This is a genomic window from Streptomyces sp. NBC_01013 (assembly GCF_045162765.1).
GTDB lineage: Bacteria > Actinomycetota > Actinomycetes > Streptomycetales > Streptomycetaceae > Streptomyces.
Genome location: NZ_CP108687.1, coordinates 7,287,454 through 7,311,334, shown reverse-complemented (window position 1 = coordinate 7,311,334; position 23,881 = coordinate 7,287,454). Strand labels below are relative to the sequence as shown.

The following is a 23,881-nucleotide window of genomic DNA, read 5'->3' as shown; positions in this document are numbered from 1 at the left end:
ACACATGACCGGCACGGCCCACGGTGACGAGCAGGCGCCAGAGACAAGGCACCTGCCGCCCGCCACCTACGGAGTACGGTGCGTGGGGAGGGCACAGGTCACCAACCCGTCGGGGGCCGGACTCGAACGGCACATCTGCGACCTGGCCGCGTACGGGAATCACGCGTTCCTCACGGCTTACCGGGAACCGACGTGTGAGCGAACCGGCGCCTACGTCATCGACATCAGCGATCCGCAGGCGCCGTTCGAGGTCGAAGGCGCGTTCATGGAGACGACGACGGGCAACTACGTCGGCGAGGGCCCGGGCGTTATCGAGATCGACAACGAGTACTTCAGCGGTGTGCTGTTCGTCCACGGGAACGAGGTCTACGCCCAGGCCCATGCGCCGGACCCGACGGGACCGGGCCAGCGGGGCGGCATCAACATCTGGGACATCACCGACCCGGAGCACGCCCAGCTCCTGGCCGCCCACGCCGGCGACTACACGGACGTGGACGGCTCACCGCTGACCCAGGCCGTCGAGGTGTACTACGTGTTCCCGTGGACCAACAGCTTCACGGGCCGCACCTACGTCGCCATGGTGACGGTCAAGATCACCACCGACATTTGCATCATGGACATCACCGACCCGCGCAATCCGTCGATGGTCACCTCCCTCGACCTGCGGGTGCCGCCGTTCGGTGTCGCACAGGCGTCTCCCCCGGGCCTCAACTCTGTGTTCGCACACGCCGTCAGTGTGCAGCGGACCGGCGACCGCTACGTCATGAGCGCGACATACTGGGACGGCGGGTACGTGTTGCTCGACGTGACCGACCCCACGCCGGGCAACGTGTCGATGATCGCCCAGTCCTTCTACGCCGAACTGGACGAGGAGCGCGCCAAACACGGACAGGAGGTCACGCCGGAAGGCAACGCCGAACACTGCGCGCTCTCGCCCGACGCGCAGTACCTGGTGGGCGCCGACGAGAACTACGAAGCGGTACGCCTGCTGGGCACCATCACGTCGGGGCCGGACACCGGCCTGGAGTTCACCGCGGCCTGGAGCCCGGACACGGCACCGATCGATGACGTGAACGGCATCTCCGGCACGCCGACCTTCGTCGGCAACGGATGCCCGGGCACGGTGCCGCCCGGCCGCGGAATCGCGCTCATGGAGCGTGACGCCTCGCTGCTGACCGCCGGGTCGAGCCCGGGGTGCTCGTTCCAGGAGAAGCTGGATGCCGTCGCGGCGGCCGGATACGCCGCGGGCATCGTCTTCAACCGCCAGGGGCCGGACGCGCTCCACCAGTACCCCACATCGGCCAGGGGACCGATTCCGCTGATCTTCGTCAACCGCCTCACCGGACTGCGGCTGCTCGGGATGAGTGATGTCACCGAGGAGACGGCCGGCTCGACCGCGACACCGGCCGTGCCGGACATTCCCTCGATCGACCTCAGATCGGTGTTCAACGGGTGGGGCTACCTCCGGCTGTTCAAAACAGTCGTTCCGGACGAGGGTGACGGCTCCATCGAACAGATCGACACGTACGCCATCCCCGAGTCGCAGGAGCCGAAGTACGCGACAGGCTTCGGCGACCTCTCGGCGTCCCACGTGGCCATCGATCCGGATCGCCGGCTGGTCTACGCCACCTTCTACTCCGGCGGGCTCCGCGTCCTGAGCTACGGCCCGGACGGCCTGCGGGAGGTCGGCGCCTACTGCGAGCCCGGTAACGACTTCGTGGGCGTCGTGGTCCACAGGATCGGCGAGAAGAACTACGTCCTGGTCACCGACCGCAACTACGGCGTCTACCTCTTCGACGTCTGATCACGCCACACACAAACGCTGGTGGCCGGCCTCCCTTCGGAGACCGGCCACCAGCGTCGTGTGCTGCTCAGAAGGCTGGCGGCACCGGGGCGTGTCCGGGAACGGCGCCGGCCGCCCGCCGGGCAGGCGGGGCTTTCAACACGCCCTACGGCCAGGCAAGGCAGAAGGGGTGACCGGCCGGATCGGTGTACACCCGAAATCCGGTGCGCGCGGCGGGATCGTCGGCCGACTTCACCAGCCGCCCGCCCAGCTTGATCACTTTGTCGTGCGCGGCTTCGAGGTCGTCGAGGTAGAAGTCGAGATGAACCTGCTGCGACGCCCCGTCCGGCCACACGGGTGGCACATGACCGGGTGCGAGCTGGACGGCCAGGTGCCACTCCCCCTCGACCCAGACGTTGTGCCACGTGTCCTTCGCCTCGACCACGCCGTCCAGCAGCCCTGCCCAGAACGCGCTTTCCGCATCAAGATCTGCCGCCTCGAAAACGATTGTCCGGCGCCTGAAATCCACAAGCCACACCCTCTCCGTCCGAAGTCGAAACAAGCAGCACCATTCTGGCTTCTTCACCCGTCGGACAGCGGCCTCCGCGGTGCCCCATGTTTTGGGTGCGGGACAGCCCTTAATCGCGCGGGGCCCGCCCGGCCGCGGGCGGCGCGGCATGCGCCGACGACCTGCTCGGCCTGACCGCCGACGGGTTCCCGTTCTTCCGTGCCGACCGGGGCCACAACGTCGCCGTCGCCGTCCTCGGGGGACCACACCGACTGGACCGAGCTCACCGAACTGATCACCGACAGCCACCTCCGGATGGCCCCCGAAGTTCCTGGCCGCACAGGTCGTCCTCCCGCCGCCGATCAGCCCACGGGCAGCGGGCGTTGTGGTCCCCGAAACATGCGACGCCACGAAGCTTCGTCTCCGGAATCGGCTCCATACAATCTGATCATGCGTCAATTCCTCGTGTATTGCCTTGCTTTGGTCGCGGTCCTGGCTACCGCAGTCGTGCCGGCGAGCGCCACGACGGCCGTTCCCCATATCCACAAAAACAGCACGGTGCCCGTCTACTCCTACGCGAACGCGATCCGGGAGAGCGTCTGGGTGCAGACCCCACTGGACAACGACCACGACGGGGTGCCCGACAAGGTCGCGGTTGATGTGGTGCGCCCCCGGGCCGGCAACGTCCGGGTGCCGGTGATCATGACGGCGTCTCCCTACAACAGCCGCGTCGGCCGCGGCAACGAGAGGGAGTTCAAGGAGTATGACGCGGCCGGCACGATCAGCAAGCAACCCCTCTTCTACGACAACTACTTCGTGCCGCGCGGATACGCCGTCGTCGCCGTGGACCTGGCCGGCACCGGCCGGTCCACCGGTTGCACGGACACCGACGGTCCCGAGGACACGCTGGGCGCGAAGGCCGTCATCGACTGGCTCAACGGACGCGCGAAGGCCACGTACGCCGATGGGTCGCTGGTCGCCGCGACCGGCTGGACCAATGGCCGGGTGGGCATGATCGGCAAGTCGGCGGACGGAACGCTGGCCAACGAGGTAGCGGCCACCGGCGTCGACGGCCTGAAGACCGTCGTACCGATCGCCGCCACCTCCAGCGGATACGACTACGCGCGCCGCAACGGCGTGGTGGTCGGCCCGGGCGCCAACGAGTTCCTGTTCAACATGGTCACGAGCCGCCCGGCCGAAGCCTGCGCCCGGGCACTGCAGGAGCTCAACACCGGCAGCGACGACGCCACCGGCAACTACAACGCCTTCTGGGCGGAGCGGGACCTCCGGCCGCTCACGTCGAAGGTACGGGCCTCGGTCTTCCTGGTGCACGGGCTCAATGACGGCAACGTGATGACGAACCACTTCGCCCAGTGGTGGGCGGGGCTGAAGGTGCCTCGCAAGCTCTGGCTCTCCCGGGCGGGCCATCTCGACCCGTTCGATTTCCGGCGCGCCGAGTGGGTGAACACGCTGCACCGCTGGTTCGACTTCTACCTGCAGGGCCTGCACAACGGCATCGACCGGCAACCGCCGGTGACCGTGGAGACCTCGCCCGGCAGATGGACCGATCAGCCCGCCTGGCCCGCCCCGGGCTCGCACCAGGTGCAGGTCCGCCTGGGCAGCGGCGACGGCACCGCCGGAACCCTGGGCGGCCGCTCCGGCAAGGGCGAGAAGACCTGGGTGGACAACCCTGATCTGTTCGAGGACGCCGCCACGGCCGACCCGAACGATGCGATCGCCGGCCGGGTCGCCTTCCTTTCCGCGCCGCTGACCCGCCACCTGCGGATCTCCGGAACGCCGTCCGTGACCCTGCGCGTCCAAGTGAACCGGCCGACCACCGAACTCACCGCCCGGCTCGTCGACTACGGCACCACCACGCGGGTCAACACCATCTACCCCAACGAGGGCATCCGGACACTGGGCACCGAATCATGCTGGGGCGCGTCGACCGGTGCCGACGACGCGTGCTACCTCGACACTGTCCAGGACGTGGTGACCAGCGACAGCGGCATCCTGTCCCGGGGCTGGCAGGACGCCGCGCACCGGGTCTCCCTGCGCTTCCGGGTCCCGCTGCTGCCCGGCCGGTGGTACACGATCACCGTGCCGATGCAGGCCACCGACCAGACCGTCGGGGCGGGACACGTGCTGGGACTGACCCTGCAGCAGAGCGACTTCGAGTACACGACCCCGGCCACAACCGGCGCCACCGTACGACTGGACCTGCGCGGCAGTTACTTGACCCTGCCTGTGGTGGGGAGTGCCAGGCTGCCGCAGCCGGGGACAACGCCGCCGCAGGTCAAATCCGCTGCGACCGCCTCGGCCCCAAGGGCCGTCCCCGCCAGAACTCCTTGATCCCCTGAGGAGGTTGTCGCACTCCCGCCCCGGGACCGGAGTGCGAGACCGGGACCGGGGCCGGAGGGCGGCCGACCGATACGGCGGCGGGCCGCGGCCCGCCGCCGCCGACGACCTGGACGGGTTCAATACCGAAGACCCCTGCACCGAAGGCCACGTCACACTCCGCCCTCTGGCACCCGCTCGCCGCACACCCCCAGCTCACCCCCGCGGACGTCCGCAACGTGCCGGGGCCCTGCCCTCGCCCGATGGCCCCCGGCTCGAAGCTCAGTGGCCAATGGACGGCCGGGCAGTCGTGCGCGCCACTCAGTCGCGCGGCCGGACTTCCGCTCTGCGGTCCCACCGAAGCAAGGCCCTACCCTTCGCGGGTTGGCGGCTGGGGCGGCTGGATGTGCGGTGACGTCCGATCCGACCGGTGGAGGCCCGTCCCGACGCTCTTCCGGGCCGGCGCCACGCCTCCGGTCCGGCCATTCGACGTTCGCTGCACCTTCGCGCCCCACACGTTGCACCGCAGAGCTGGATCTACTTCTGCGACACGCCTCAGTAGGCGGTGCTGAGTTCCCAGAACCGGAAGACGGTCGAGGTGTCGAGGCAGTTCTGCAGGCCTCGGACGTTCTCGTGGGCGACCGCGTATTGCTTGCCCTGCCAGAGCGGCAGAATCGGCACCTGTTGCGCCACGATGGACTGCAGTTTCATGTACTCCTGCCGAGTCTTCGCGCGATCCGTCATGGACGAGGTCCGCGGAATGATCCGGTCGACGATCTCCTCGTTGTCGTAATTGTTCGACAGGACGTTGCCCTCACCGAAGAACGGCTGGGTGAAGTTGTCCGGATCGGGGTAGTCCGGCACCCAGCCCTTGACGTAGATGCCGTACTTGCCTTCGGCGATGCCCTTCTCGTACGCGTCGAAGGGGACGGACTTCATGCGGGCGTCGAAGAGCCCGCTCTGGTTCAACTGCTCGGCGATGGTATGTAATTCGTCGTCGGTAGCGGGCCCGTACCGGCTCGGGGTGGACCAGAGGGTGAGTTTCACCTTGTCCGCTATACCGGCGCCCCGCAACTCCGCCTTCGCCCGTTTCGGCTTCGGGCTGTCCCCGTAGGTGTCGAAGAACGAGGTGCCGTGGCCGGTGATGCCGACCGGGATCACCGAGTAGAGCGGTGCCGCCGTGGACTGGTAGACCTCGCTGACCAGGGAGTGGCGGTCGACGAGGTAGGCGATGGCCTTCCGGACGGCGAGCTGGCCGACGACGGGGTCGTCAACGTTGAAGACCATGTGCTGGACTTCGGCGCTGTTGCCCTGGACTACCTCGATGCCACCCTGCTCCGCGGTGGACGAGGTGTCCAGAGCGGCTATCGCCTTGGCGCTGAGGCCGCGGTAGGCGACGTCGACGTCGCCCTTCTCCAGAGCCGACTGGAGGGCCTGCTGGTTACCTCGGAAGAGCTCCAGGGTCACGCCCGAGTTCTTCACCTCGGCGGTTCCTTGATAGCCCGAGTAGACCGAGAAGACGGCTTTCCCCTTGTCGATGGAGTTCAGCTTGTAGGGACCCGAACCGACCGCCTTGCCACCCTCGAGCAAACTGTCCTCGGGGTAGACCTGACGGTCCACTATGGAACCGCCCCCCGAAGCGATCTTGCTGGGGAACGTCGCGTCGGGCACCTTGAGGCGGAAGACGACGGTCTTGGCGTCCGGGGTGCTGATCGACGAGATCGTGGAGAGCAGCGGCGCGGGGCCCGCCGGGTCGTTGATCCTGATCGTCCGGTCGAAGGAGTACTTGACGTCCGCCGAAGTGAGGCTGTTGCCGTTGCTGAACTTCAGCCCCTCACGCAAGGTGCAGGTGTATGTTTTGCTGCCGTCGGAGAACTCGCATGCCTCAGCAGCCTCCGGCACGGGAGTGGACGCTCCGGGCGGGAAGCTCAACAGGGACTGGAATACGTTGTTGAACAGCAGCCAGGACCCCGGGTCGTATCCCGAGGCCGGATCCGTGGCGAGGATGTCGTCGGACATCCCGACGACCATCCTGCTCTCGGAGCCGTGGGAGCTGCAAGCCGTCAATAACATCGCTGCCAGTCCCCCGGCGATCAGGGTGCTCGGCCGCCTCGTACAAACCTTCACAGAACGTTCCTCATGCTCTCGGCCGGCCGCGTGGGGGGTGTCCCCGGACAACCGGGTCAGGTCGGAAACGACAGCGAACACCGCGACCGTCCAGCACTGTCGGCCCGACCAGGCTCGATTGCGGACCGACGGACTGCGCGGACTCGGTGTTCGTCAGGAATTCTTTGCATGATGACCGACCACCAAATGCCAGCCGGTGGACGGCAGTTGGCAGGTCGCCATCAATCTCGTGGTGATGCTGACAATCTACTTGCGTACCGCGATGCGCGCTGTCACATCGTGCGGAAAGAATCTTCGTCCAACAGCCCACCCACCCACTGGACTCAGCCCTGCGACCTGGCCTGTCGGATACCCTCCGCGCTTTATCCCTTCAAGCCGGACGCTTCGTACCTCTGTATGGCCTGTCGGTGTATACGAACAGATTGAGGGTCCTCAGGTGAACGCCGGACGATCGGATATCGCAATCGAGTTGCCCGAAGGTTCCGGGTGGGACTGGAATGTCCTCGCCTGCGACGGCGGTCGATTCCGGCTCGGCGCGGGGCCGACATCACCGGTCACCACGACCTGGGACCGATCCTTCACCGAAACGGCCTTCATCTCCCGCCCCGCGGACTTCGAAGATCCCGTCATCCGCGCAGTCGCTTCCGAGGAACTGCCGGCTCTCTCCCGGAGGATGCCCACCCGTAGTGGTCGCCTTCGAAGCGAACGCAGGCAGGATGGAACCCGTCACCTGGCAGGCCGCCTCACTGCCGGCAGTGAAGACCGCCCCCGAGGAGATCCGGATCACCCTCACAACACTCGTGGATCTGCCCGATCCGCCACCGCCCGCGCCGCCCGCCGCGAAGCCGCTGGAGCATCCCGCCCACCAGGAGACCATGGCAGTCTCCGCCACGACCGACGCCGTCGTTGCGGGCGGGGGCGGTGGGCGAGGCGATGGACGTGGAGATCGCGCCCAACAACATCAACGCCGTCCGCCTGAAGCTCAGGCGGTTCGTTGACCGGGGCATCCTGGCCGAGACCGAGCAGAGACTGTTCATCTTGCCGCGGCCGCTGTCCTTTCCGCGGGGCCGGCACCGGCTTGCCCGGGGTGGGGATGCGCGGCGCGCGTTCAGGCTGGTTGTGCCGGTGCTTCGGCGGTGTGCTTGGCCAGGAGGTCCGCGAGCAGCATGACGAGCAGCCCGGCCCCGACACCGCACAGGGTCCAGAGCACGCGGTAGCCCTCGGCCGCATAGCCGGAGGGCTGGGGCAGGTCGATCAGGATCAGCGCGCCCGCGGCGATGGCCGCGCAGTAGAACGCGTAGTTCCAAAAGCGGATCGCCGCCCCGTGCATGAACAGGACGAGTGCGACCACTTCCAGTGCGCGCTCGACCGCGAACAGCCTCAGTCCCTGCTCGCTGGTCGGGATCAGCAACAGCAGGGCGGCCGTGACGGCGCCGACGAGCGCGCCGGCGAGGCGCTGCGCGGCGGTCAGGGTGCTCTGTTCCAGGCTTGGTTTCATCGCGACCATGGCCGCGATCGGCATCCAGTAGCCGTGAGAGAGGTTCAGGCCGAACGCGAGCGCCACGGTTCCTGCGATGACCAGGGCGCGCAGGAGCGCGAACATGACCAGGGGCCGGGTGAGCGGCTTTCGCGCGGTGTCGCCGGGGAGTTCCGGGAACGGCTGGGGTCGGTCGCCGCGTCCGCGGATGAGCCAGGCGATGAACGTCGCCGCGATCCACAGGGCCGCTCCGCCGGCCCAGGCGAGGACCTGGGCCCAGGTGTGGCTGGTGATGCGGGCGTGGTGGTGGAAACTGGACGCGAGCCCGAGGGTGATGACGAACCAAAGATTCAGCAGCATGGCGGTCACGAACCTGCGCACGCCGAACGCGGCCGCCAGCCCGGCCACCAGCGTGACCGCGAAGACGGCGAGGACCAGCCAGCCCCAGGCGTCGCCGCCCATGCCGAATCCCAGCGCGGTGAGCCCGGCGCCGATCAGGGCGAAGACCGCGATGTGCCAGGCACGGTTCGCGAAGCTGCCGCCCGGGTCGTCCAGCCAGGCGAAGAGCAGGCCGAACAGCGCGCTGAGCAGGTACTGCTCGTGCCCGATCGCCCAGAAGACCACCAGCGGCACCAAGGCGATGTCCAGGAACAGCACGGCCCGCGGCCAGTTGAGCCCGGCCGGGTCTAGCCGGAAGATCCTCGACAGCCGGCTCGTGGGCGTGGCCTTGTCCACCGGCTGTCCTACGCGTCCGCTCGCACTGGCCATGGCTGCCCTCGCTCGCCTCGTCCGCCCGGGTATGCGGCTTCGCCGCATTCTGCGACTCCGCCCGCAGTCGACGCGTCGCGACCCGCAGATCCCCCCGGGTCACGCCGTCTCGTCCAGCCGTACGGCGTAGCCCGGTCCTTCCGGTCACCGCGCCCGATCCTCCTGGCCGGCCGGTGCGCGGCCACGGAAATCGGGGGGGCGCTCACCCGAACCGCTTCGGTGCCGGGGCGCGACTCGGCAGGCGGGCATCCCGGACGGCTCGTGGTTCCTGGGGGACGCGCTCGCGGGACCGGCGCGGCGGTGCCCGCCCTGAAGGGCCGCGGGTAGCTCCCAAACTCGCCGGAATCCGGATCGCTCCCGATCGCGCCGGTCTGCTCCTCACCGATCTTGAAGAAGTCAGGACATGGATTCACGTACCCTCCTCTGAAGACCTGCACTGCGCGCAGCCTTCCCGCGCAGCCAGGGCTCCGCTTCGCTTTCTCGGGGCGCGGGGAACTGTGCAACCAGCCAGGGCGCGCCCGCCACTCGGCACCGCGCCCACAGCGCCGAACTCCCGGCCGGACCTGTCCCACGTCACTCAGTAGCTGTTCGCGGTCATCACCGACGGTCCCGGCTGCCGCCTCACGGGCCAGCTGGGCGTACGCACGTACGTCGTCGAGGGACGCCTCGGCATGGTCTGGGTGCACCTGCCGGTCACCGGGGAGGAGCCGCCCCCGATCGACGCGCAGCTTCCCGAGGAACTGGTGTCTCACGCCTTCGTGATGGGCGGCGCATCGAACCGCTCGGTGACAACTGGCGCTTCGCCTGCGAGAACGGCTTCGACCAAGGCACGCCAAGCACCCTCACCGGACGGCGCTTTGGCGGCGCTCAAAGCCGATGGCGGCATGGAACATCACCCGGACCGTGCCGCGGGACCGCTGGATCTACCGCATCCAGGACGAGGTCTACTGGGAGGCCGACTTCCCGGGCGTGGACCGCTGGTCGAACAAGCGGGGGTGGACGTAGCAGCCGTCGAAGCAAACGTTCAACCTCGGCAACACCAGCAAGGCCGAAACCGTCGACCCGGTGATCGAGGCCTGGAGTTCCCCGGCTTCGCCTCCCTGTCGCTTCGGAGGCGAGGCGGCCATGGACGCCGGAGTCAGCTGCTGCACATCGAGATGGTCGGCCGTCACCGACGGCTCGCGCAGCGCGCGGAGATCCTCGCGGGAGCCGCCTTGACAGGAAGATCTTACGAAGTAGGAAGGACTGTCGGCGAGTGTTACGTCCATGAACGCACACCGGGCCCGTACCCCTGCCACCGAGCGCACCCGACGCTGGTTCATGAACCGCTCACTGCTGCTCGGCGGTGCCGCAGCCGTGGCGACCATGACCGCCTGTTCCGCCGGATCGTCCGACACCACCGGCTCCGCGTCCGGCAGCGCACCGAGCGGAACGCCGTCCCGCGGGCCCGGTGGCGCCGGAGGCATGGGTCCCGGGGTCACCGAGGTGAAGTACGCCGACTTCACAGGCCTCACCACTGACGGGAAGGTCGCCGACGACCTCTTCTCGATCCACTCCTCCGGTGTCTCCACGGACGCCGTCGTGAAGGCCGCGCAGGCGTTCCTTGACGGACTCAGTGCCAAGGTGCGCCGGGCGTCCGTGTTCGACGTGGACGACGACGAGTGGCTGGCCTGGAGCAATGTCGACGGCTACCGGCGCGAGGGCGCCCGCATGGGCGACCTGACCGACAAGCAGCGCAACCTCGGTTACGCCCTGCTCGGCGAGGCCCTGTCGGCTGACGGGCTGACCCGGACCCGCAACATCATGAAGCTCAACGCCTTCCTCGGCGACTACAACGGCGGCGGCAGGGAGACGCTGACCGAGGGGCACTACTACTTCACCTTCATGGGAACCCCGTCCACGACCAGGCCCTGGGGCTTCCAGTACGAGGGCCACCACGTGGCCGTCAACTACTTCGTCCTCGGCGACCAGGTCGTCATGTCCCCGACCTTCATGGGCTCGGAGCCGACCTCGGCCACCTACAACGGCGAGAAGATCACCCTCTTCAGGCCGGAGACCAAGGCCGGTCTGGCCCTGCTGCGGTCCCTGACCTCGGCACAGCGCAAGAAGGTGATCTCCGCCGACGAGAAGGGCGGCACCGACATGGTGGCCGGGGCCGGCCAGGACAACCTGCAGCTGGCCTACCAGGGCCTCGCCGCCCAGGAGTTCAGCGCCCCCCAGCGGCAGAAGCTGCTCGACCTGGCCGGCGTCTATGTCGGTTGCATGGACGACGGTCACGCCGCGGTGAAGATGAAGGAGGTGGAGGACCACCTCGACGACACGTACTTCTACTGGATCGGCGCGACCAAGGACTCCTCCGCTTTCTACTACCGGGTGCACAGCCCCGTCGTACTCATCGAGTACGACGCCCAGTCCCCCCTGGCCTACGGCGAAAACGCCCAGATGGGTGGCAGCGGTGCCCCCAGCGGCCGACCGTCCGGCATGCCCACCGGTGTGCCCAGCGGCGGCCCGGGCGGCGGCATCGGCGGCGGAACCCCGACCCAGCAACACATCCACACCATCATCCGCACGCCCAACGGGGGTGACTACGGCGTCGACCTCCTCAAGCTGCACCTGGATACCGACCACTGACACGCGGCGTCACCCGCCTCTGCATACTTGAGGTCGCGCACCCTCACTGACTCTTCGTAGGTGACGAGCGCTTGTGACGCGTGGCGGACGGTCCTCAATGGGCCAGTACGGCCCGGCGGGGCGTACCGGAACGGTAGGGACCACCGACCCCACCCGAAAAGGATCAGCATGATGAGGAACGACGACGATCCGGTGCTCGACGATCCGGTGGGTCAGTCGCTCGGCAGCCGGCACGCGCACCTCGCCCGAAGGATCGGCCGGGCCGCCACCTATCCCACCGGCGTGGCCACCTTCTCCTCCGTGTCCGCCGACCCGCACGCGGAGGACTGGAGCGACCTGGCCGGGCTGCTCGGCCCGGGCGCCTTCGCCGACATGTTCAACTGCCCGGCCCTTGCGCCGGCGAACTGGGAGCCGGTCTTCAGCCTTGCGGGCCTTCAGATGATCTGGTCCGGAGACGGTCGCCCCGGCCGGCCGGTCTCCGAGTCCGGCACCCATGTGGTCGAGCTGGGCGCGGATAGCGCGCCCGAGATGCTGGAGCTCGCCGCGCGGACCGAGCCGGGACCGTTCTGGCCCCGTACCCATGAGCTCGGTACGTACCTGGGGGTCCGGGTCGACGGCACCCTGGTGGCGATGGCCGGCGAACGCCTGCGTCCCCCGGGCTGGACCGAGATCAGCGCCGTCTGCACCGCTCCCGAGGCGCGCGGCCAGGGCCATGCCGCCCGCCTCGTCCGCGCCCTCACCGAACTCATTGTGGCCCGTGGTGATCGTCCCTTCCTGCATGTGGCCGACGCGAACACCGGAGCGATCACCCTGTACGAACGGCTCGGCTTCAAGACCCGCAAGCAGGTCACCTTCCGGGGTTTTCGGACACCGTGACGGTCCGCGTCTGCGGTCCGGAAGGGCCCGTGGCGGGCCTGACCCGACGCGTGGCACCCGGGCCTTCTCCGGCACGGGTTCGCACTGCGGTGACTCTGCGCGCGCTGTCCAGCGGTCACCACGACCGGCGTGGGTTCTGGCCCTGCTCCGCCGCCGAGGCCGGACAGGGGTTGCCCCCTGCGGGGAATGTCCCGACCCTCGCCAGCACAACGTCGGCCGTCACGAAGAGAATGAAGGCCGACGTGACGCTCGCCCGCAGGTACCGCCATCAAGATCCAAATGGGTTTCTGCCTCTGGCGAGTCTGTCGCTCTCGGCAGGGTTTATCCGCCTCAGCTGACGGTGACAAGGCGCTGCACAGACAGGCTGCGTGAGGACCGGCCGGCGTGGACGGTGTAGGAGCCGGGGGTAAGTTTCCAGACGCCGGCAGACCACGCGGACAGGTCGCGGGCAAAAACGCCGAAGGAGATCCGGGTGCTTGCACCGGGGGCGAGCGTGACCTTGCGGAAGCCGATCAGTCGCCGCGGCTCGGCCTGGGCACCGACAGGCAGGGCCGCGTAGAGCTGCACGACTTCCGTACCTTCGCGGAATCCGGAGTTGGTGAGGGTGACTGCGGCAGTCAGCGTCTTGGTCGCCGTGTTGTAGGACGCTTCCCGGGAGCCGAGGTTGAAGGTGGTGCAGGACAAGCCGTGTCCGAAGGGGAACAGCGGGCTCTGGTTCTTCGCGTCGTGGTAGCGATAGCCGACCAGGTGGCCCTCGCTGTGGGAGACCGTGGGGCCGTTGCCCGGGTAGGCGGCCTGCGTGGCCCCGGGTCCCTGGGACTCTGTGACGGGGAAGGTGACCGGAAGACGGCCTGAAGGGTCTGCGTCGCCGAAGAGGACGGCTGCCAATGCGGTGCCTGTGGCGCGTCCGGCGTACCAGAGCTGGACGACCGCTTCGACATCGTTGATCCATGGCATGGCGACGGGGCCGTCGGTGTTCAGGACGACGATGGTGCGGGGGTTGGCCGCTGCGACATCGGCGACGAGTTTGTCCTGGTCACCCGGCAGGTCGAGGGAGCCGTGGTCCATGCCCTCGCCCGCGACCCGGTTGACGATGACGACTGCGGCGTCGCTGGTCCTTGCTGCAGCGACCGCGTCGGGTATGAGGGACTTCGGCTGCCAGCCGAGGGTGAGACCGCTGGTATCGGTGTCGGCGGTGCTGTTGCTGTACTCGACGGTGATGCTCACCGCCTTCCCTGCCGTGAGGTCGATGATGCCCCGGAGCGGATAGTCGTACGGCCCGAGGAAGAACCGGCGGCTGTGACGGGTGCCGGAGATGACCGTCTTGCCGTTGATGACGAGCTTGTACCGTACGCCGCGGCACCTCGCGCACATGGCTAAATCACCTCAGCCTGAGAGAGCACCTTCCGCGCAGGACCCGAATCCTGGGAAGTCGATCCCTGAGGCCACGTGTGACAACTCGCGAGCACACCTCTCTTGGGCCGAACTTAGATGCGACTTGTCGCGTAGCAAGCGTTCAAGACTTGAAGCCTGTGCATCTTCTTGACGGTCAACCGTTGTCACTCAACACTGCCTTGACGGACCCAGCACCTCGCTCATCCGTAGATTGAGAGCGTTCTCAAGAGGTTCATTCATAGGTCTGCAGAGTTGGCAAGGCGATTCCTGCACAGTGTCGAGACCGTCTGCACCCTGTCCTCCGCGTTGATCCGGTGTTCACTTCACGAAACCAGGTGAAAGGACTCCCACCCATGCGCAATACCGTCCCGCCCGGCCGCATGAGACCCCTGCCAGGTCCGAAGCACCGCGTCATCGCTCTGCTGAGTGCGCTCCTACTCGCGCTCGTCGGACTGCTCGGCCTCGATCAGAGCGCCGCTCCCGCCTCGGCAGCCGCGCCTGACTACACCCAGAGCGTCACTCAACTGAGCTCCGCACAAGCTCAGATCTCGTTCACACCGACCACGTCCGCGGTCTACGTCGATGTGCACTACCTGGTCAACAGCGCCAACCAACAGAACGTCCGTATGACCAACAATGCGGGCACGTGGACTCAGACCGTCGGCTCCCTCGCCAACGGAACGGTCCTGGAATACTGGTTCACCTACGAGAAGAGCGGGCCGCAGTACGACACACCCCACTTCACGTACACCCAGGGCGGTGGTGGAACCGGCACTGTTGCCACACCCACCTTCACTCCCGCAGCGGGCACCTACGCATCGGCCCAGAGCGTGACACTCGCCGACGCGACAGCGGGCGCGAGCATCCGCTACACGCGTGACGGCTCCACCCCCACCGCGGCGTCCACTCTGTACAGCGCGCCAATCAGCGTCACGGCCACTGCCACCATCAAGGCCATCGCCATCAAGTCCGGACTCGCCGACTCCGCCGTCGCCAGTGCGACTTACACGATCGGCGCATCGGCGAGCTGCCCCACACAGTCGGACACGCCGAACTTCGGCCCGAACGTGCACATCTACGACCCGAGCATGTCCAGTGCCACCATTCAGGCGCAGCTCGACGCGCAGTTCGCCCAGATGAAGGACACCGCCTCCGCGCAGTTCAGCGAGAACCGGGTGGCACAGCTCTTCAAGCCGGGTACGTACGCCGTCGACGACAATGTCGGCTACTACACCTCGGTGGCGGGTCTCGGGCAGAATCCGGGCGATGTGACGATCAACGGACACATCACCGTGGACGCCTTCAACGCCTCGGACGCGGGCAACGCGACGCAGAACTTCTGGCGCTCGGCCGAGAATCTGGCCATCAATCCGGTGGGCGGGAACCGTTGGGCCGTGGCCCAGGCGGCCCCGTTCCGTCGGATCGACGTCCGCGGCGACCTGCAGCTCTACCCGGCCAGTTACGGCTGGGCGAGCGGCGGCTACATCGCCGACACCAAAGTCAGCGGCCAGGCGGCGTCCATCTCGCAGCAGCAGTGGTACACCCGGGACAGTAACGTGGGCAGCTGGGCCGGCGGCGTGTGGAACATGGTCTTCTCCGGCACCGCCGGTGCTCCCGCGAACACCTTCCCCAACCCGCCCGAGACCACCTTGGCCACCACCCCGCTCTCCCGTGACGTGCCGTATCTGTACGTCGACGGCGCCGGAAAATACCGAGTGTTCCTTCCGTCGCTGCGCACCAACGCATCGGGGGCGAGTTGGGCGAACGGCAACACTCCCGGCACCTCTCAGCCGATGAGCCAGTTCTACGTGGTCAAAGCCGGCGACACTGCCGCGACCATCAACAACGCCCTTTCTCAGGGCTGCAACCTGTTCGTCACGCCGGGCGTCTACCACCTGAACCAGACGCTGAACATCACCCGGCCCGACACGGTCGTCCTCGGCATCGGCTACCCGACCTTCGTCCCGGACAACGGCGTCAATGCGATCCAGGTCGCCGACGTGGACGGAGTCCGTCTCAAGGGCCTGCTGATCGACGCCGGAACCACCAACTCGGCGGCGCTGCTGACCGTCGGCCCGTCCGGATCGTCCGCAAGCCACGCGGGCAACCCGACGACCATCCAGGACGTGTTCTTCCGGATCGGTGGCCAGATCGCCGGCAAGGCGACGACCAGCCTGATCGTCAACAGCAACAACGTGATCATCGACCACATCTGGGCCTGGCGGGCCGACCACGGCACGGCAGGAACCTTCGGCTGGACGACCAACACGGCGGACACCGGCGTGATCGTCAACGGCAGCAGCGTTCTGGCGACCGGTCTCTTCGTCGAGCACTACCAGAAGCACGAAGTTGTCTGGAACGGCCAGAACGGCAAGACGATCTTCTTCCAGAACGAGATGCCGTACGACGTGCCCAATCAGGGCTCGTGGATGAGCGCGGCAGGGGTCAACGGTTATGCCGCTTACAAGGTGGGCGCGGGCGTCACCACCCACGAGGCGTGGGGACTCGGCAGCTACTGCTACTTCAACGTCAACCCCGCGGTGAACAGCTACCACGCCTTCGAAGTGCCCAACACTCCCGGCGTGAAGTTCCACAACGCTCTGACGGTCTCACTCGGCGGCGTGGGCACCATCACCCACGTCATCAACGACGCGGGGGCGGTGACCGCCTCGAACACCACTCCCAGCAATGTGGTCGCCTACCCATGAGGCAATGACCTGACGTGAAAAACGGGCCGGGGCTCCTCGCAGTTGCGAGGGGCTCCGGTGTTTGCAGTATGCGACGCCACCGAGGGCTGCGACGGCATCGTCCTCGTCGAGAACGAGGACGCCTTCCAACAGGTCTGCAAGATCCCCGAGATCGTCGACCACTGGCTGTGCATCTGGGGCGCCGCATACGCCACCGACGGACTCGTCGAATTCCTCCCCACCATGAACCCAGTGCCGTTGCCGCCTGACAGGACCTGGACGCCCACGGTATCCGCATCATCCACGACCTCACCGAACGCATCGAACGCCACGCCACTCCCGTCGGCATGGACGTCGAGCTGTACCGAGCCGGCCCCAAGTACAAGCAGGAGCCCAGCAAGCTCGAGCAGAACCGCGAGCTCGCCTCCGAACTCGCTCTGAGGGCCCCCTGGCGCTGCGGGAACTCGCCGCGGAGATCGCTGCCAACGGGGGTGAGGGGTGTGAACACGAAACCCTCTACGCATAGGTCCTGCCCACACTCAGTACACGGCTGAACGATGTCCGTGCACGACAGCCTGACCGGTGAGAACGCTGTCCGCCCGCACACACGGAGTTCCCTTGCCACGGCAGGCCGCAACCATGTATCGGCCCTGTACCCACAGGTGGCCAGCACCCGTCGGAAGTGCGGTTAGTTCGTGTCACCCATACGAACGTCGCCCCCGGGTGGTCTTCGACAGCGTGCCGGAACACACCCGTACGGTCGACGGTCGCAGTCATGCCGAGGCCTGACCTCGCCGATCGTCGGGAAGGGCCCGCGATGAGGCGTCGAGGCTCGCGCGGACGCGGCTTGTCACCAGCGATCTACGATCGCTAGGGCCAGACCTCACCGTGCTCGGCCGGCGACTCTCTGAGATGTGGACGGAATGGGGAGCGTGAAGGACACCGCAAAGCTCTTGGGTTTCGCGAGCAAAGAGGTACGACCTGATCCGCAGGGGGGTCCCTTGCCGCGTGCCTCGCTTCGGACGACGCTTCCGCGTCGTCTCTGCGAAGCCGCAGGTCAGTAGCCATGGCAGGGGTGTACCACCAGCAGACAAAGAATCTGCTATCAGATGTGACACGCTCACCTGGCGCCCACTGGGGCTACTCAGTTGGTACGGCCGGAGGATCCCTCTACAGTCGCACCAGAGCAGCTCACTGACCGAGGAAGCTCAGGCGGACCTGCCGGTTTGCATTGTCGCGATTTGTATCCACCAGGCACACCGACTGCCACGTCCCCAGTTCCAGCCGCCCCGCGATCACGGGCAACGTCGCATGCGGCGGAACGAAAGCCGGGAGCACGTGGTCGCGGCCGTGGCCCGGGCTGCCGTGGCGGTGCTGCCAGCGGTCGTCCGCGGGAAGCAGCGCGTGCAGGGCGGAGAGGAGGTCGTCGTCGCTGCCCGCGCCGGTCTCCAGGATGGCGATCCCCGCGGTGGCGTGCGGGACGAAGATGTTGAGCAGGCCGTCGCGGCCCGCTGCTGCCCTGGTGAGGAACTGCTCGCAGTCGGAGGTCAGGTCGGTGACGGTCTCCGTCGTGCCGGTGGTGAGGTGCAGGACGCTGGTGGTGAAGGCAGAGGACATGCGCCCCATTGTCCTGCCCGCACCGCGGGATCGCGGTCCACGTGCCGGGACGGCGTGGCCCGGTTGTCCGTTGTCCGGTTCACTCACCTGCGGCTGCGGAGAGTGGTGACGGCGCCTCGGGAAGATCCACGCCATCGGCGGGGTTGGTAGAAACGTGAACAACGTCGCGGTGCGCTCAGTGGATGTCGTGGTGATCGGCGGCGGGCAGGCAGGCCTGTCCGCCGCCTACCATCTGCGTCGCAGCGGGCTGGAGCCCGGCCGCGATTTCGTGGTGCTCGACCATGCCCCCCATCCCGGCGGCGCCTGGCAGTTCCGCTGGCCCTCGCTGACGTACGGCAAGGTGCACGGCATGCACGCCCTACCCGGTATGGAGCTGACCGGCGCCGATGACAGCCGGCCCTCGTCCGAGGTGATCGGGGCGTACTTCGACACGTACGAACGCACCTTCGACCTGCGGGTGCACCGGCCCGTCGAGGTCAGTGCGGTGCGCGGCGGTGAGGGCGGGCGGCTGCTCGTCGAGACGTCCGAGGGGACGTACGCAACGCGCGCCCTGATCAATGCCACGGGGACCTGGGACCGGCCGTTCTGGCCGCGCTACCCGGGCCAGGAGACCTTTCGTGGGCGGCAGCTGCACACGGCCAACTACCCTGGGCCCACGGAGTTCGCCGGGCAGCGGGTGGTCGTCGTGGGCGGTGGGGCCTCCGGGACACAGCATCTGATGGAGATCGCCGAGGTGGCCGCGGAAACCTTCTGGGTGACGCGGCGGCCGCCGGTGTTCCGTGAGGGTCCGTTCGGTGCCGACCAGGGCCGGGCGGCCGTGGCCCTGGTGGAAGAGCGGGTGCGGCGCGGCCTGCCGCCGCAGAGCGTCGTGAGCGTCACCGGGCTCCCGCTCACCGATGCGGTGCGCCGCGCCCGCGAGTCGGGGGTGCTCGACCGGCTGCCCATGTTCGACCGGATCACGCCGACCGGCGTGGCCTGGGACGACGGTCGCACCATCGAGGCCGATGTCATCCTCTGGGCGACGGGCTTCCGGGCCGCCGTCGACCATCTCGCCCCGCTCAGGCTTCGTGAACCGGGCGGTGGAATACGGGTCGAGGGGACGCGAGCCGTGCGTGACGAGCGCGTCCATCTCGTCGGGTACGGGCCGTCGGCCAGCACCATCGGCGCCAACCGGGCCGGACGCGCCGCCGTACACGCGATCGGCCGGCTGCTGGAGCGTGTGGATCCTCCTGTCGCGGGGAGGCCCCCGACCGTGCCCGTGTGACGGGCCCGCTTCGGCGTACTGTTCAGCCGTTGCCGGTCCCGCGGCGACTGCGGTTGAACTCGGCGACATTGCGCTGCTGTTCGGCGTAGTCGTCGGTGAACCGGGTGTCGCCGGGCGCGACTGTGACGAAGTACAGCCAGGGTCCGGGGGTGGGACTGATCGCCGCCACCATCGCCTGCTCTCCGGGGTTGCCGATGGGCGTCGGCGGGAGGCCCTTGCGTTCGTAACTGTTGTACGGGCTGTCGATCTTCGTGTCGCCCGTCGTGGTGTCCAGCGTGCTGCGGTTCATCGCGTAGTTGAGCGTGGAGTCCATCTGGAGCGGCATGCCGCGGTCGAGCCTGTTGTGGATGACCCTGGACACCTTGCCCATGTCGGACTCGGTGTCCGCCTCGGCCTGAACGATGCTGGCGATGGTCACCGTCTGGTAGACGGTGACGTTGTTGCGCTCGGCGCCGGTGGTGATGTGGTCGGCGCCGAAACGGTTCACCGCCGTGTCGGCCATATAGCGCAGCAGGCTCTTCGGGGTCGTGCCGGACGTGATCGGATACGTCGCTGGGAAGAGATAGCCCTCGGGGTTGCCCTTCGCCTCGACCGGCAGCGGCAGGTCCGCCGTCGCGACCGCCATCCGCGTGGTGCCTGCGGGCTCACCGAGGGCCTTGTCGGAGGCCTCGTACACCTGCGAGGCCCGCCATCCTTCCGGGACGACCAGAGTGCGGGGCTGCTCGGTCTTCGGCTCCCCGGTCAGCAGCGGCACGAGCACGGCTGCGGCCGCCGCGAGGACGAGGACGGCACCGGTGATCAGCACCAGCCGGCCTCGTCGGGTCGGTCGGATCCTGCGACGGGGAGGGGTGGCCGGGGACTCGTTCACCATGCGGGCACGCTATCCCGCACAGATCGTGTCGCCGGTGCCCCGTCCGCACCGACACGCGGGGCACACCACACGATGTGAACACACGAACAGGGGATCGGGTGTTCGCTGGAACGCGTGATCGCATCGGCATTCGTTGCTCAGCTGCCGGACGGCGGTTGATGATTACAGGGCGCAAGCGACGGGCTGCAGACCGCGACTGTGCTGTCCCGGAGATTCACCACGCACGAGGAGAAACACCCGATGAACCTGATCACCAACCTGCTGGCCGGCGTCGTCCACTTCGTGGGTTGGCTCATCTGACCATTGGTCCGCCCGACGCCGTCGCTCCCCGTCCCACGGGAGCGGCGGCGTCGTCGCGTGCCCTGCGTCGTCAGCCGTGGGCCGCGGGGCCGGTGAAGGGCGGCAGCGCCGCGAAGTCCGGGGCCACCGAAACGGCCTGGGCGAGGGTGTCGAGCGTGCGCCTGACACGGGTCAGGGGGTGGTCGGGGAATTCCGCGTCCCACCGCGCATGGTCGGCGGCGTGGAACGGCAGGCCGCCCTGAACGTCCGGGGCGTAGGGGTGGGACCGGAAGTAGTCCTGGGGCCCGGCCTTGGCGAGGACGACGGCTTCCCGCATGCCCGTCATGCCCTGCTCCAGCGCCTGGATCTTCACCACGGTGCTGCATCCGGCGCGCGGCACCGTGAAGCTGCCGATGAACGCCTGACCGCTCGGCCTGTCGGGCAGCGGCAGCTTGAGTATCTGACGCAGCGCCGGCAGCTCCCCCAGCCTCTTCACGGACGCCTCGATCAGTCCGCCGCCCGCCTGCGCGATGTGGTGGGTGAGCGCATTGCGCAGGGCCGGACCGTCATCGAGAGCAGTCGGCAGGTCGGACGGCAGGGCGAAGAAGTGCAGCGACAGCACGTCGTTGTGGTCGTTCGCCCATGTGTCGTCGGCGACGGGCCTGTATCCGGGGAGTTCTGCCCCGAGGAGAGCTCTCATGGGCTGGGATCATGCCGGATCCCCCGGTCCGGAAGCGGGGCCGGGCGGGCCGATGTACGACTGCGCCGGTCAGCCCGCCACAGGAGCGAGCCGGGTGCCGTCCCGGCGGACCAGGGCCGCGTACCGCCCGCCCATTCGCAGCAGTTCCTCGTGGGTCCCGCGCTCCGCGGTGCGCCCGCCGTCGAGGACGACGATCTGGTCGGCATCGCGGACGGTGGAGAGGCGGTGCGCGATGGTGATCGTCGTGCGCCCGGCGGAAAGCGCGTCGATCGCCTCCTGCACGGCGAACTCGGTACGGGTGTCCAGGGCGCTCGTCGCCTCGTCGAGGATCAGCACCGGCGGGTCCCGCAGGATCGTGCGCGCGATGGCCAGTCGCTGCTTCTCGCCTCCCGAGAATCGGTAGCCCCGTTCACCGACGAGGGTGTCGTAGCCATCGGGCAGCGAGGCGATGTGGTCGTGGATCTGTGCGGCGCGGGCCGCCGCCTCGATCTCCCCGTCGGTCGCCTCCGGCTTGGCGAAGCGCAGGTTCTCGGCGACCGAGGCATGGAAGAGGTAGGTCTCCTGGGAGACCACGCCGACCGCCCTGGCGAGGGTGTCGAAATCGAGTTCGCGCACGTCCACACCGTCGATGGTGACCCGGCCGCCGGTGACGTCGTAGAGCCTCGGCACCAAGTAGCTGAGGGTGGACTTGCCGGAACCGGTGGGACCGACGACGGCGAGGCCGGCACCGGCGGGGACGGTCACATCGACGCCGCTGAGGGTCGGACCGCTCTTCTCGTCGTAGCTGAAGTCGACGTTCTCGAAGCGGATCTCACCGCGGATCTTCTCCAGGCGTACCGGTTTCTCCGGCTCGGTGATGTCGACCGTGAGGTCGAGGTATTCGAAGATCCGCTGGAAGAGGGCGAGGGACGTCTGCATCTGCACCCCGGTGGAGAGCAGGCTCACGGCCGGCCGGAAGAGGCCCTGCTGGAGCGAGACGAAGGCCACGAGCGTACCGATCGAGACGTCCGGGCCACCGGACTGCAGGGCGATTCCCGCGGCCCAGTAGATGACAGCGGGCATGGCTGCCATCACGATGCCGATCGTCGACATCCGCCAGCGTCCGGCCATGCTGGAGCGCACCTCGAGGTCGACCAGGCGCTCGGACTCCTCGGCGAAGCCCTTGGTGAGCGAGTCCGAGCGGCCCATGGTGCGGCCGAGCAGGATGCCGCTGACGGAGAGCGATTCGGTGACGGTGGCCGCCATGGCGGCCATCTGCTTCTGGCGCTGGGTGGTGATCTTCTTCCGCTCTCGGCCGACCCTGCGGCTGATCCAGACGAACACGGGCAGCAGGAGGAGCGAGACGACGGTGAGCCGCCAGTCGAGCGCCAGCATGGCGACGACCGTGGCGATGACCGCGGTGAGGTTGGAGACCAGGGAGGTCGCCGTCGAGGTGACGGTGGCCTGCATGCCGCCAATGTCGTTGGCGATCCGGGACTGGACCTCGCCCGTGCGGGTCCTGGTGAAGAAGGCGAGGGGCATCCGCTGGAGCTGCGCGTAGACGGCGGTGCGCAGGTCGTGCATGACCCGCTGGCCGACCGTCGTGGAGATGAGTGTCTGGAGCACGCCGAAGACGCTGTTCATCACCGCGGTGAGGATCATGCCCAGGGCGAGCAGCGAGAGGAGTCCGGTCCGCCCCTGGGGGATGGCGGTGTCCAGGATCTCGCGCAGCAGGAACGGAGAGGCGACCGACACCAGCGACGAGGCGCCGACGAGCAGGCCGACCACCGCAAGGCGGCCGCGGTACGGGTGGAAGAGGCGGAGGATGCGGCGCAGCTCGGCGGGCGGCTGGGCAGCGTCCCGGGGCGGAGGTGTCCACGTGGGTCCGTCGGGTTTCATGGGCTCCTTCGTCAGACGTGCGACTACGGGCGGGGCGGGCGCGGGCGCCTGCGAAGCGTGCGCGTCCAGTGTGGGCAGGGCGGCTGACAGCTGTCTGCGTGCCGTGCCGCGTGGGCAGGGGCTGGGAGATCACGGCTTTCGTCAGCCGGAACGGCCACTGCCGGTCGGACTGGGTGAGAGCTTAGCTCATTGTTACCTATACTCACAATGAACAAGGTCCTGATATTGTTCCCGGTATGGAATCCCCCGACCCCGACGGCGTGCTCGCCGAACAGCTGCTGAGGCTGACCCGCAGGCTCCAGCGCATTCAGGGCCGTCAGCTGGAACCGATCGGTATCACCCCCGCGCAGTTCCGGCTCCTGCGCACCGTCGCGCACTACGACGGCCCTCCCCGGATGGCGGATCTCGCGCAGCGTCTCGACGTCGTCCCCCGCGCCGTGACCACACTGGTCGACGGGCTGGAAGCCAGTGGCCGGGTGCGCCGGGCCCCCGATCCGGACAGTCGTCGCGTGGTCCGGATCGAGATCACGGACGAGGGCATCGCCACCCTGCGTTCACTGCGCAACGCGCGCCGCGCGGCCGCAGAGGAGATCCTGGCTCCACTGACCGCTGATCAGCGCGAGGTGCTCGGCGGGCTGCTGACCGCTCTGGTCAACGGGATGCCGGAGCGCAACTGCTGACCT

Annotated in this window: 17 protein-coding genes; 9 read left to right on the top strand and 8 right to left on the bottom strand. The window is 68.0% G+C overall.

Going from position 1 to position 23,881, the window contains the following annotated elements:
• Positions 1 to 4 precede the first annotated feature (4 nt).
• Positions 5 to 1,804, top strand: a complete 1,800-nt coding sequence (locus OG538_RS31960) for a PA domain-containing protein (RefSeq protein WP_406098926.1) — start codon at positions 5 to 7, stop codon at positions 1,802 to 1,804.
• A 145-nt stretch (positions 1,805 to 1,949) separates the two neighbouring features.
• Here the strand turns inward: OG538_RS31960 and OG538_RS31955 are convergent, their stop codons facing one another.
• Positions 1,950 to 2,312: a VOC family protein gene (locus tag OG538_RS31955; RefSeq protein ID WP_406098924.1), complete on the bottom strand. Its 363-nt coding sequence runs from the start codon at positions 2,310 to 2,312 to the stop codon at positions 1,950 to 1,952.
• A 429-nt stretch (positions 2,313 to 2,741) separates the two neighbouring features.
• Between OG538_RS31955 and OG538_RS31950 the strand changes: the two genes are divergently transcribed.
• Positions 2,742 to 4,643: a Xaa-Pro dipeptidyl-peptidase gene (locus OG538_RS31950; protein WP_406098922.1), complete on the top strand. Its 1,902-nt coding sequence runs from the start codon at positions 2,742 to 2,744 to the stop codon at positions 4,641 to 4,643.
• A gap of 540 nt (positions 4,644 to 5,183) precedes the next feature.
• Here the strand turns inward: OG538_RS31950 and OG538_RS31945 are convergent.
• Complete coding sequence (locus tag OG538_RS31945) at positions 5,184 to 6,755, bottom strand: ABC transporter substrate-binding protein (RefSeq protein WP_406100389.1); 1,572 nt, start codon at positions 6,753 to 6,755, stop codon at positions 5,184 to 5,186.
• A 686-nt stretch (positions 6,756 to 7,441) separates the two neighbouring features.
• On the opposite strand from OG538_RS31945, the gene OG538_RS31940 reads away from it, so the two are divergent.
• Positions 7,442 to 7,753 (top strand): hypothetical protein, encoded by a 312-nt coding sequence (locus OG538_RS31940; protein ID WP_406098920.1) that lies wholly within the window; start codon positions 7,442 to 7,444, stop codon positions 7,751 to 7,753.
• Positions 7,754 to 7,863: 110 nt separating this feature from the next.
• Here the strand turns inward: OG538_RS31940 and OG538_RS31935 are convergent, their stop codons facing one another.
• Positions 7,864 to 9,000 (bottom strand): FUSC family protein, encoded by a 1,137-nt coding sequence (locus OG538_RS31935; RefSeq protein ID WP_406098919.1) that lies wholly within the window; start codon positions 8,998 to 9,000, stop codon positions 7,864 to 7,866.
• Between the two features lie 876 nt (positions 9,001 to 9,876).
• Here OG538_RS31935 and OG538_RS31930 point away from each other — a divergent pair.
• From OG538_RS31930 to OG538_RS31920, 3 genes are all read left to right on the top strand, one after another.
• A complete protein-coding gene (locus tag OG538_RS31930; RefSeq protein ID WP_406098918.1) occupies positions 9,877 to 10,005 on the top strand; it encodes a hypothetical protein in 129 nt (42 codons plus the stop codon).
• A 261-nt stretch (positions 10,006 to 10,266) separates the two neighbouring features.
• Positions 10,267 to 11,631: a DUF3500 domain-containing protein gene (locus OG538_RS31925; RefSeq protein ID WP_406098917.1), complete on the top strand. Its 1,365-nt coding sequence runs from the start codon at positions 10,267 to 10,269 to the stop codon at positions 11,629 to 11,631.
• A 171-nt stretch (positions 11,632 to 11,802) separates the two neighbouring features.
• Positions 11,803 to 12,507, top strand: a complete 705-nt coding sequence (locus tag OG538_RS31920; protein ID WP_406100388.1) for a GNAT family N-acetyltransferase — start codon at positions 11,803 to 11,805, stop codon at positions 12,505 to 12,507.
• Between the two features lie 330 nt (positions 12,508 to 12,837).
• Here the strand turns inward: OG538_RS31920 and OG538_RS31915 are convergent, their stop codons facing one another.
• Positions 12,838 to 13,881: a glycoside hydrolase family 3 C-terminal domain-containing protein gene (locus OG538_RS31915; RefSeq protein WP_406098916.1), complete on the bottom strand. Its 1,044-nt coding sequence runs from the start codon at positions 13,879 to 13,881 to the stop codon at positions 12,838 to 12,840.
• Positions 13,882 to 14,282: 401 nt separating this feature from the next.
• On the opposite strand from OG538_RS31915, the gene OG538_RS31910 reads away from it, so the two are divergent.
• A complete protein-coding gene (locus OG538_RS31910) occupies positions 14,283 to 16,610 on the top strand; it encodes a chitobiase/beta-hexosaminidase C-terminal domain-containing protein (protein WP_406098915.1) in 2,328 nt (775 codons plus the stop codon).
• Between the two features lie 1,170 nt (positions 16,611 to 17,780).
• Here OG538_RS31910 and OG538_RS31905 read toward each other — a convergent pair.
• Entirely contained in the window at positions 17,781 to 18,206 is a 426-nt protein-coding gene (locus OG538_RS31905; RefSeq protein ID WP_406098914.1) for a secondary thiamine-phosphate synthase enzyme YjbQ, read from the bottom strand.
• A 169-nt stretch (positions 18,207 to 18,375) separates the two neighbouring features.
• Here OG538_RS31905 and OG538_RS31900 point away from each other — a divergent pair, with 169 nt between their 5' ends.
• On the top strand, positions 18,376 to 19,470 hold the full coding sequence (locus OG538_RS31900) for an FAD-dependent oxidoreductase (RefSeq protein ID WP_406100386.1): 1,095 nt from the start codon (positions 18,376 to 18,378) through the stop codon (positions 19,468 to 19,470).
• Between the two features lie 22 nt (positions 19,471 to 19,492).
• Here the strand turns inward: OG538_RS31900 and mltG are convergent, their stop codons facing one another.
• From mltG to OG538_RS31885, 3 genes are all read right to left on the bottom strand, one after another.
• On the bottom strand, positions 19,493 to 20,341 hold the full coding sequence (gene mltG / locus OG538_RS31895) for an endolytic transglycosylase MltG (protein ID WP_406098912.1): 849 nt from the start codon (positions 20,339 to 20,341) through the stop codon (positions 19,493 to 19,495).
• Between the two features lie 370 nt (positions 20,342 to 20,711).
• On the bottom strand, positions 20,712 to 21,320 hold the full coding sequence (locus OG538_RS31890; protein WP_406098910.1) for a hypothetical protein: 609 nt from the start codon (positions 21,318 to 21,320) through the stop codon (positions 20,712 to 20,714).
• A gap of 69 nt (positions 21,321 to 21,389) precedes the next feature.
• Positions 21,390 to 23,198: an ABC transporter ATP-binding protein gene (locus tag OG538_RS31885; RefSeq protein ID WP_406098908.1), complete on the bottom strand. Its 1,809-nt coding sequence runs from the start codon at positions 23,196 to 23,198 to the stop codon at positions 21,390 to 21,392.
• 236 nt (positions 23,199 to 23,434) lie between these two features.
• On the opposite strand from OG538_RS31885, the gene OG538_RS31880 reads away from it, so the two are divergent.
• The gene (locus OG538_RS31880) at positions 23,435 to 23,878 is read left to right on the top strand and encodes a MarR family winged helix-turn-helix transcriptional regulator (protein ID WP_406098906.1); all 444 of its coding nucleotides are present in this window, start codon (positions 23,435 to 23,437) and stop codon (positions 23,876 to 23,878) included.
• Positions 23,879 to 23,881: the final 3 nt, after the last annotated feature.

What these genes read in the sequence shown, in the direction of transcription:
- OG538_RS31960 (WP_406098926.1), top strand. Translation starts at nt 5, where the DNA reads ATGACCGGCACGGCCCACGGTGACGAGCAGGCGCCAGAGACAAGGCAC.
- OG538_RS31950 (WP_406098922.1), top strand. Translation starts at nt 2,742, where the DNA reads ATGCGTCAATTCCTCGTGTATTGCCTTGCTTTGGTCGCGGTCCTGGCT.
- OG538_RS31935 (WP_406098919.1), bottom strand. Translation starts at nt 9,000, where the DNA reads ATGGCCAGTGCGAGCGGACGCGTAGGACAGCCGGTGGACAAGGCCACG.
- OG538_RS31930 (WP_406098918.1), top strand. Translation starts at nt 9,877, where the DNA reads ATGGCGGCATGGAACATCACCCGGACCGTGCCGCGGGACCGCTGGATC.
- OG538_RS31925 (WP_406098917.1), top strand. Translation starts at nt 10,267, where the DNA reads ATGAACGCACACCGGGCCCGTACCCCTGCCACCGAGCGCACCCGACGC.
- OG538_RS31920 (WP_406100388.1), top strand. Translation starts at nt 11,803, where the DNA reads ATGAGGAACGACGACGATCCGGTGCTCGACGATCCGGTGGGTCAGTCG.
- OG538_RS31915 (WP_406098916.1), bottom strand. Translation starts at nt 13,881, where the DNA reads ATGTGCGCGAGGTGCCGCGGCGTACGGTACAAGCTCGTCATCAACGGC.
- OG538_RS31910 (WP_406098915.1), top strand. Translation starts at nt 14,283, where the DNA reads ATGAGACCCCTGCCAGGTCCGAAGCACCGCGTCATCGCTCTGCTGAGT.
- OG538_RS31905 (WP_406098914.1), bottom strand. Translation starts at nt 18,206, where the DNA reads ATGTCCTCTGCCTTCACCACCAGCGTCCTGCACCTCACCACCGGCACG.
- mltG (WP_406098912.1), bottom strand. Translation starts at nt 20,341, where the DNA reads ATGGTGAACGAGTCCCCGGCCACCCCTCCCCGTCGCAGGATCCGACCG.
- OG538_RS31890 (WP_406098910.1), bottom strand. Translation starts at nt 21,320, where the DNA reads ATGAGAGCTCTCCTCGGGGCAGAACTCCCCGGATACAGGCCCGTCGCC.
- OG538_RS31885 (WP_406098908.1), bottom strand. Translation starts at nt 23,198, where the DNA reads ATGAAACCCGACGGACCCACGTGGACACCTCCGCCCCGGGACGCTGCC.
- OG538_RS31880 (WP_406098906.1), top strand. Translation starts at nt 23,435, where the DNA reads ATGGAATCCCCCGACCCCGACGGCGTGCTCGCCGAACAGCTGCTGAGG.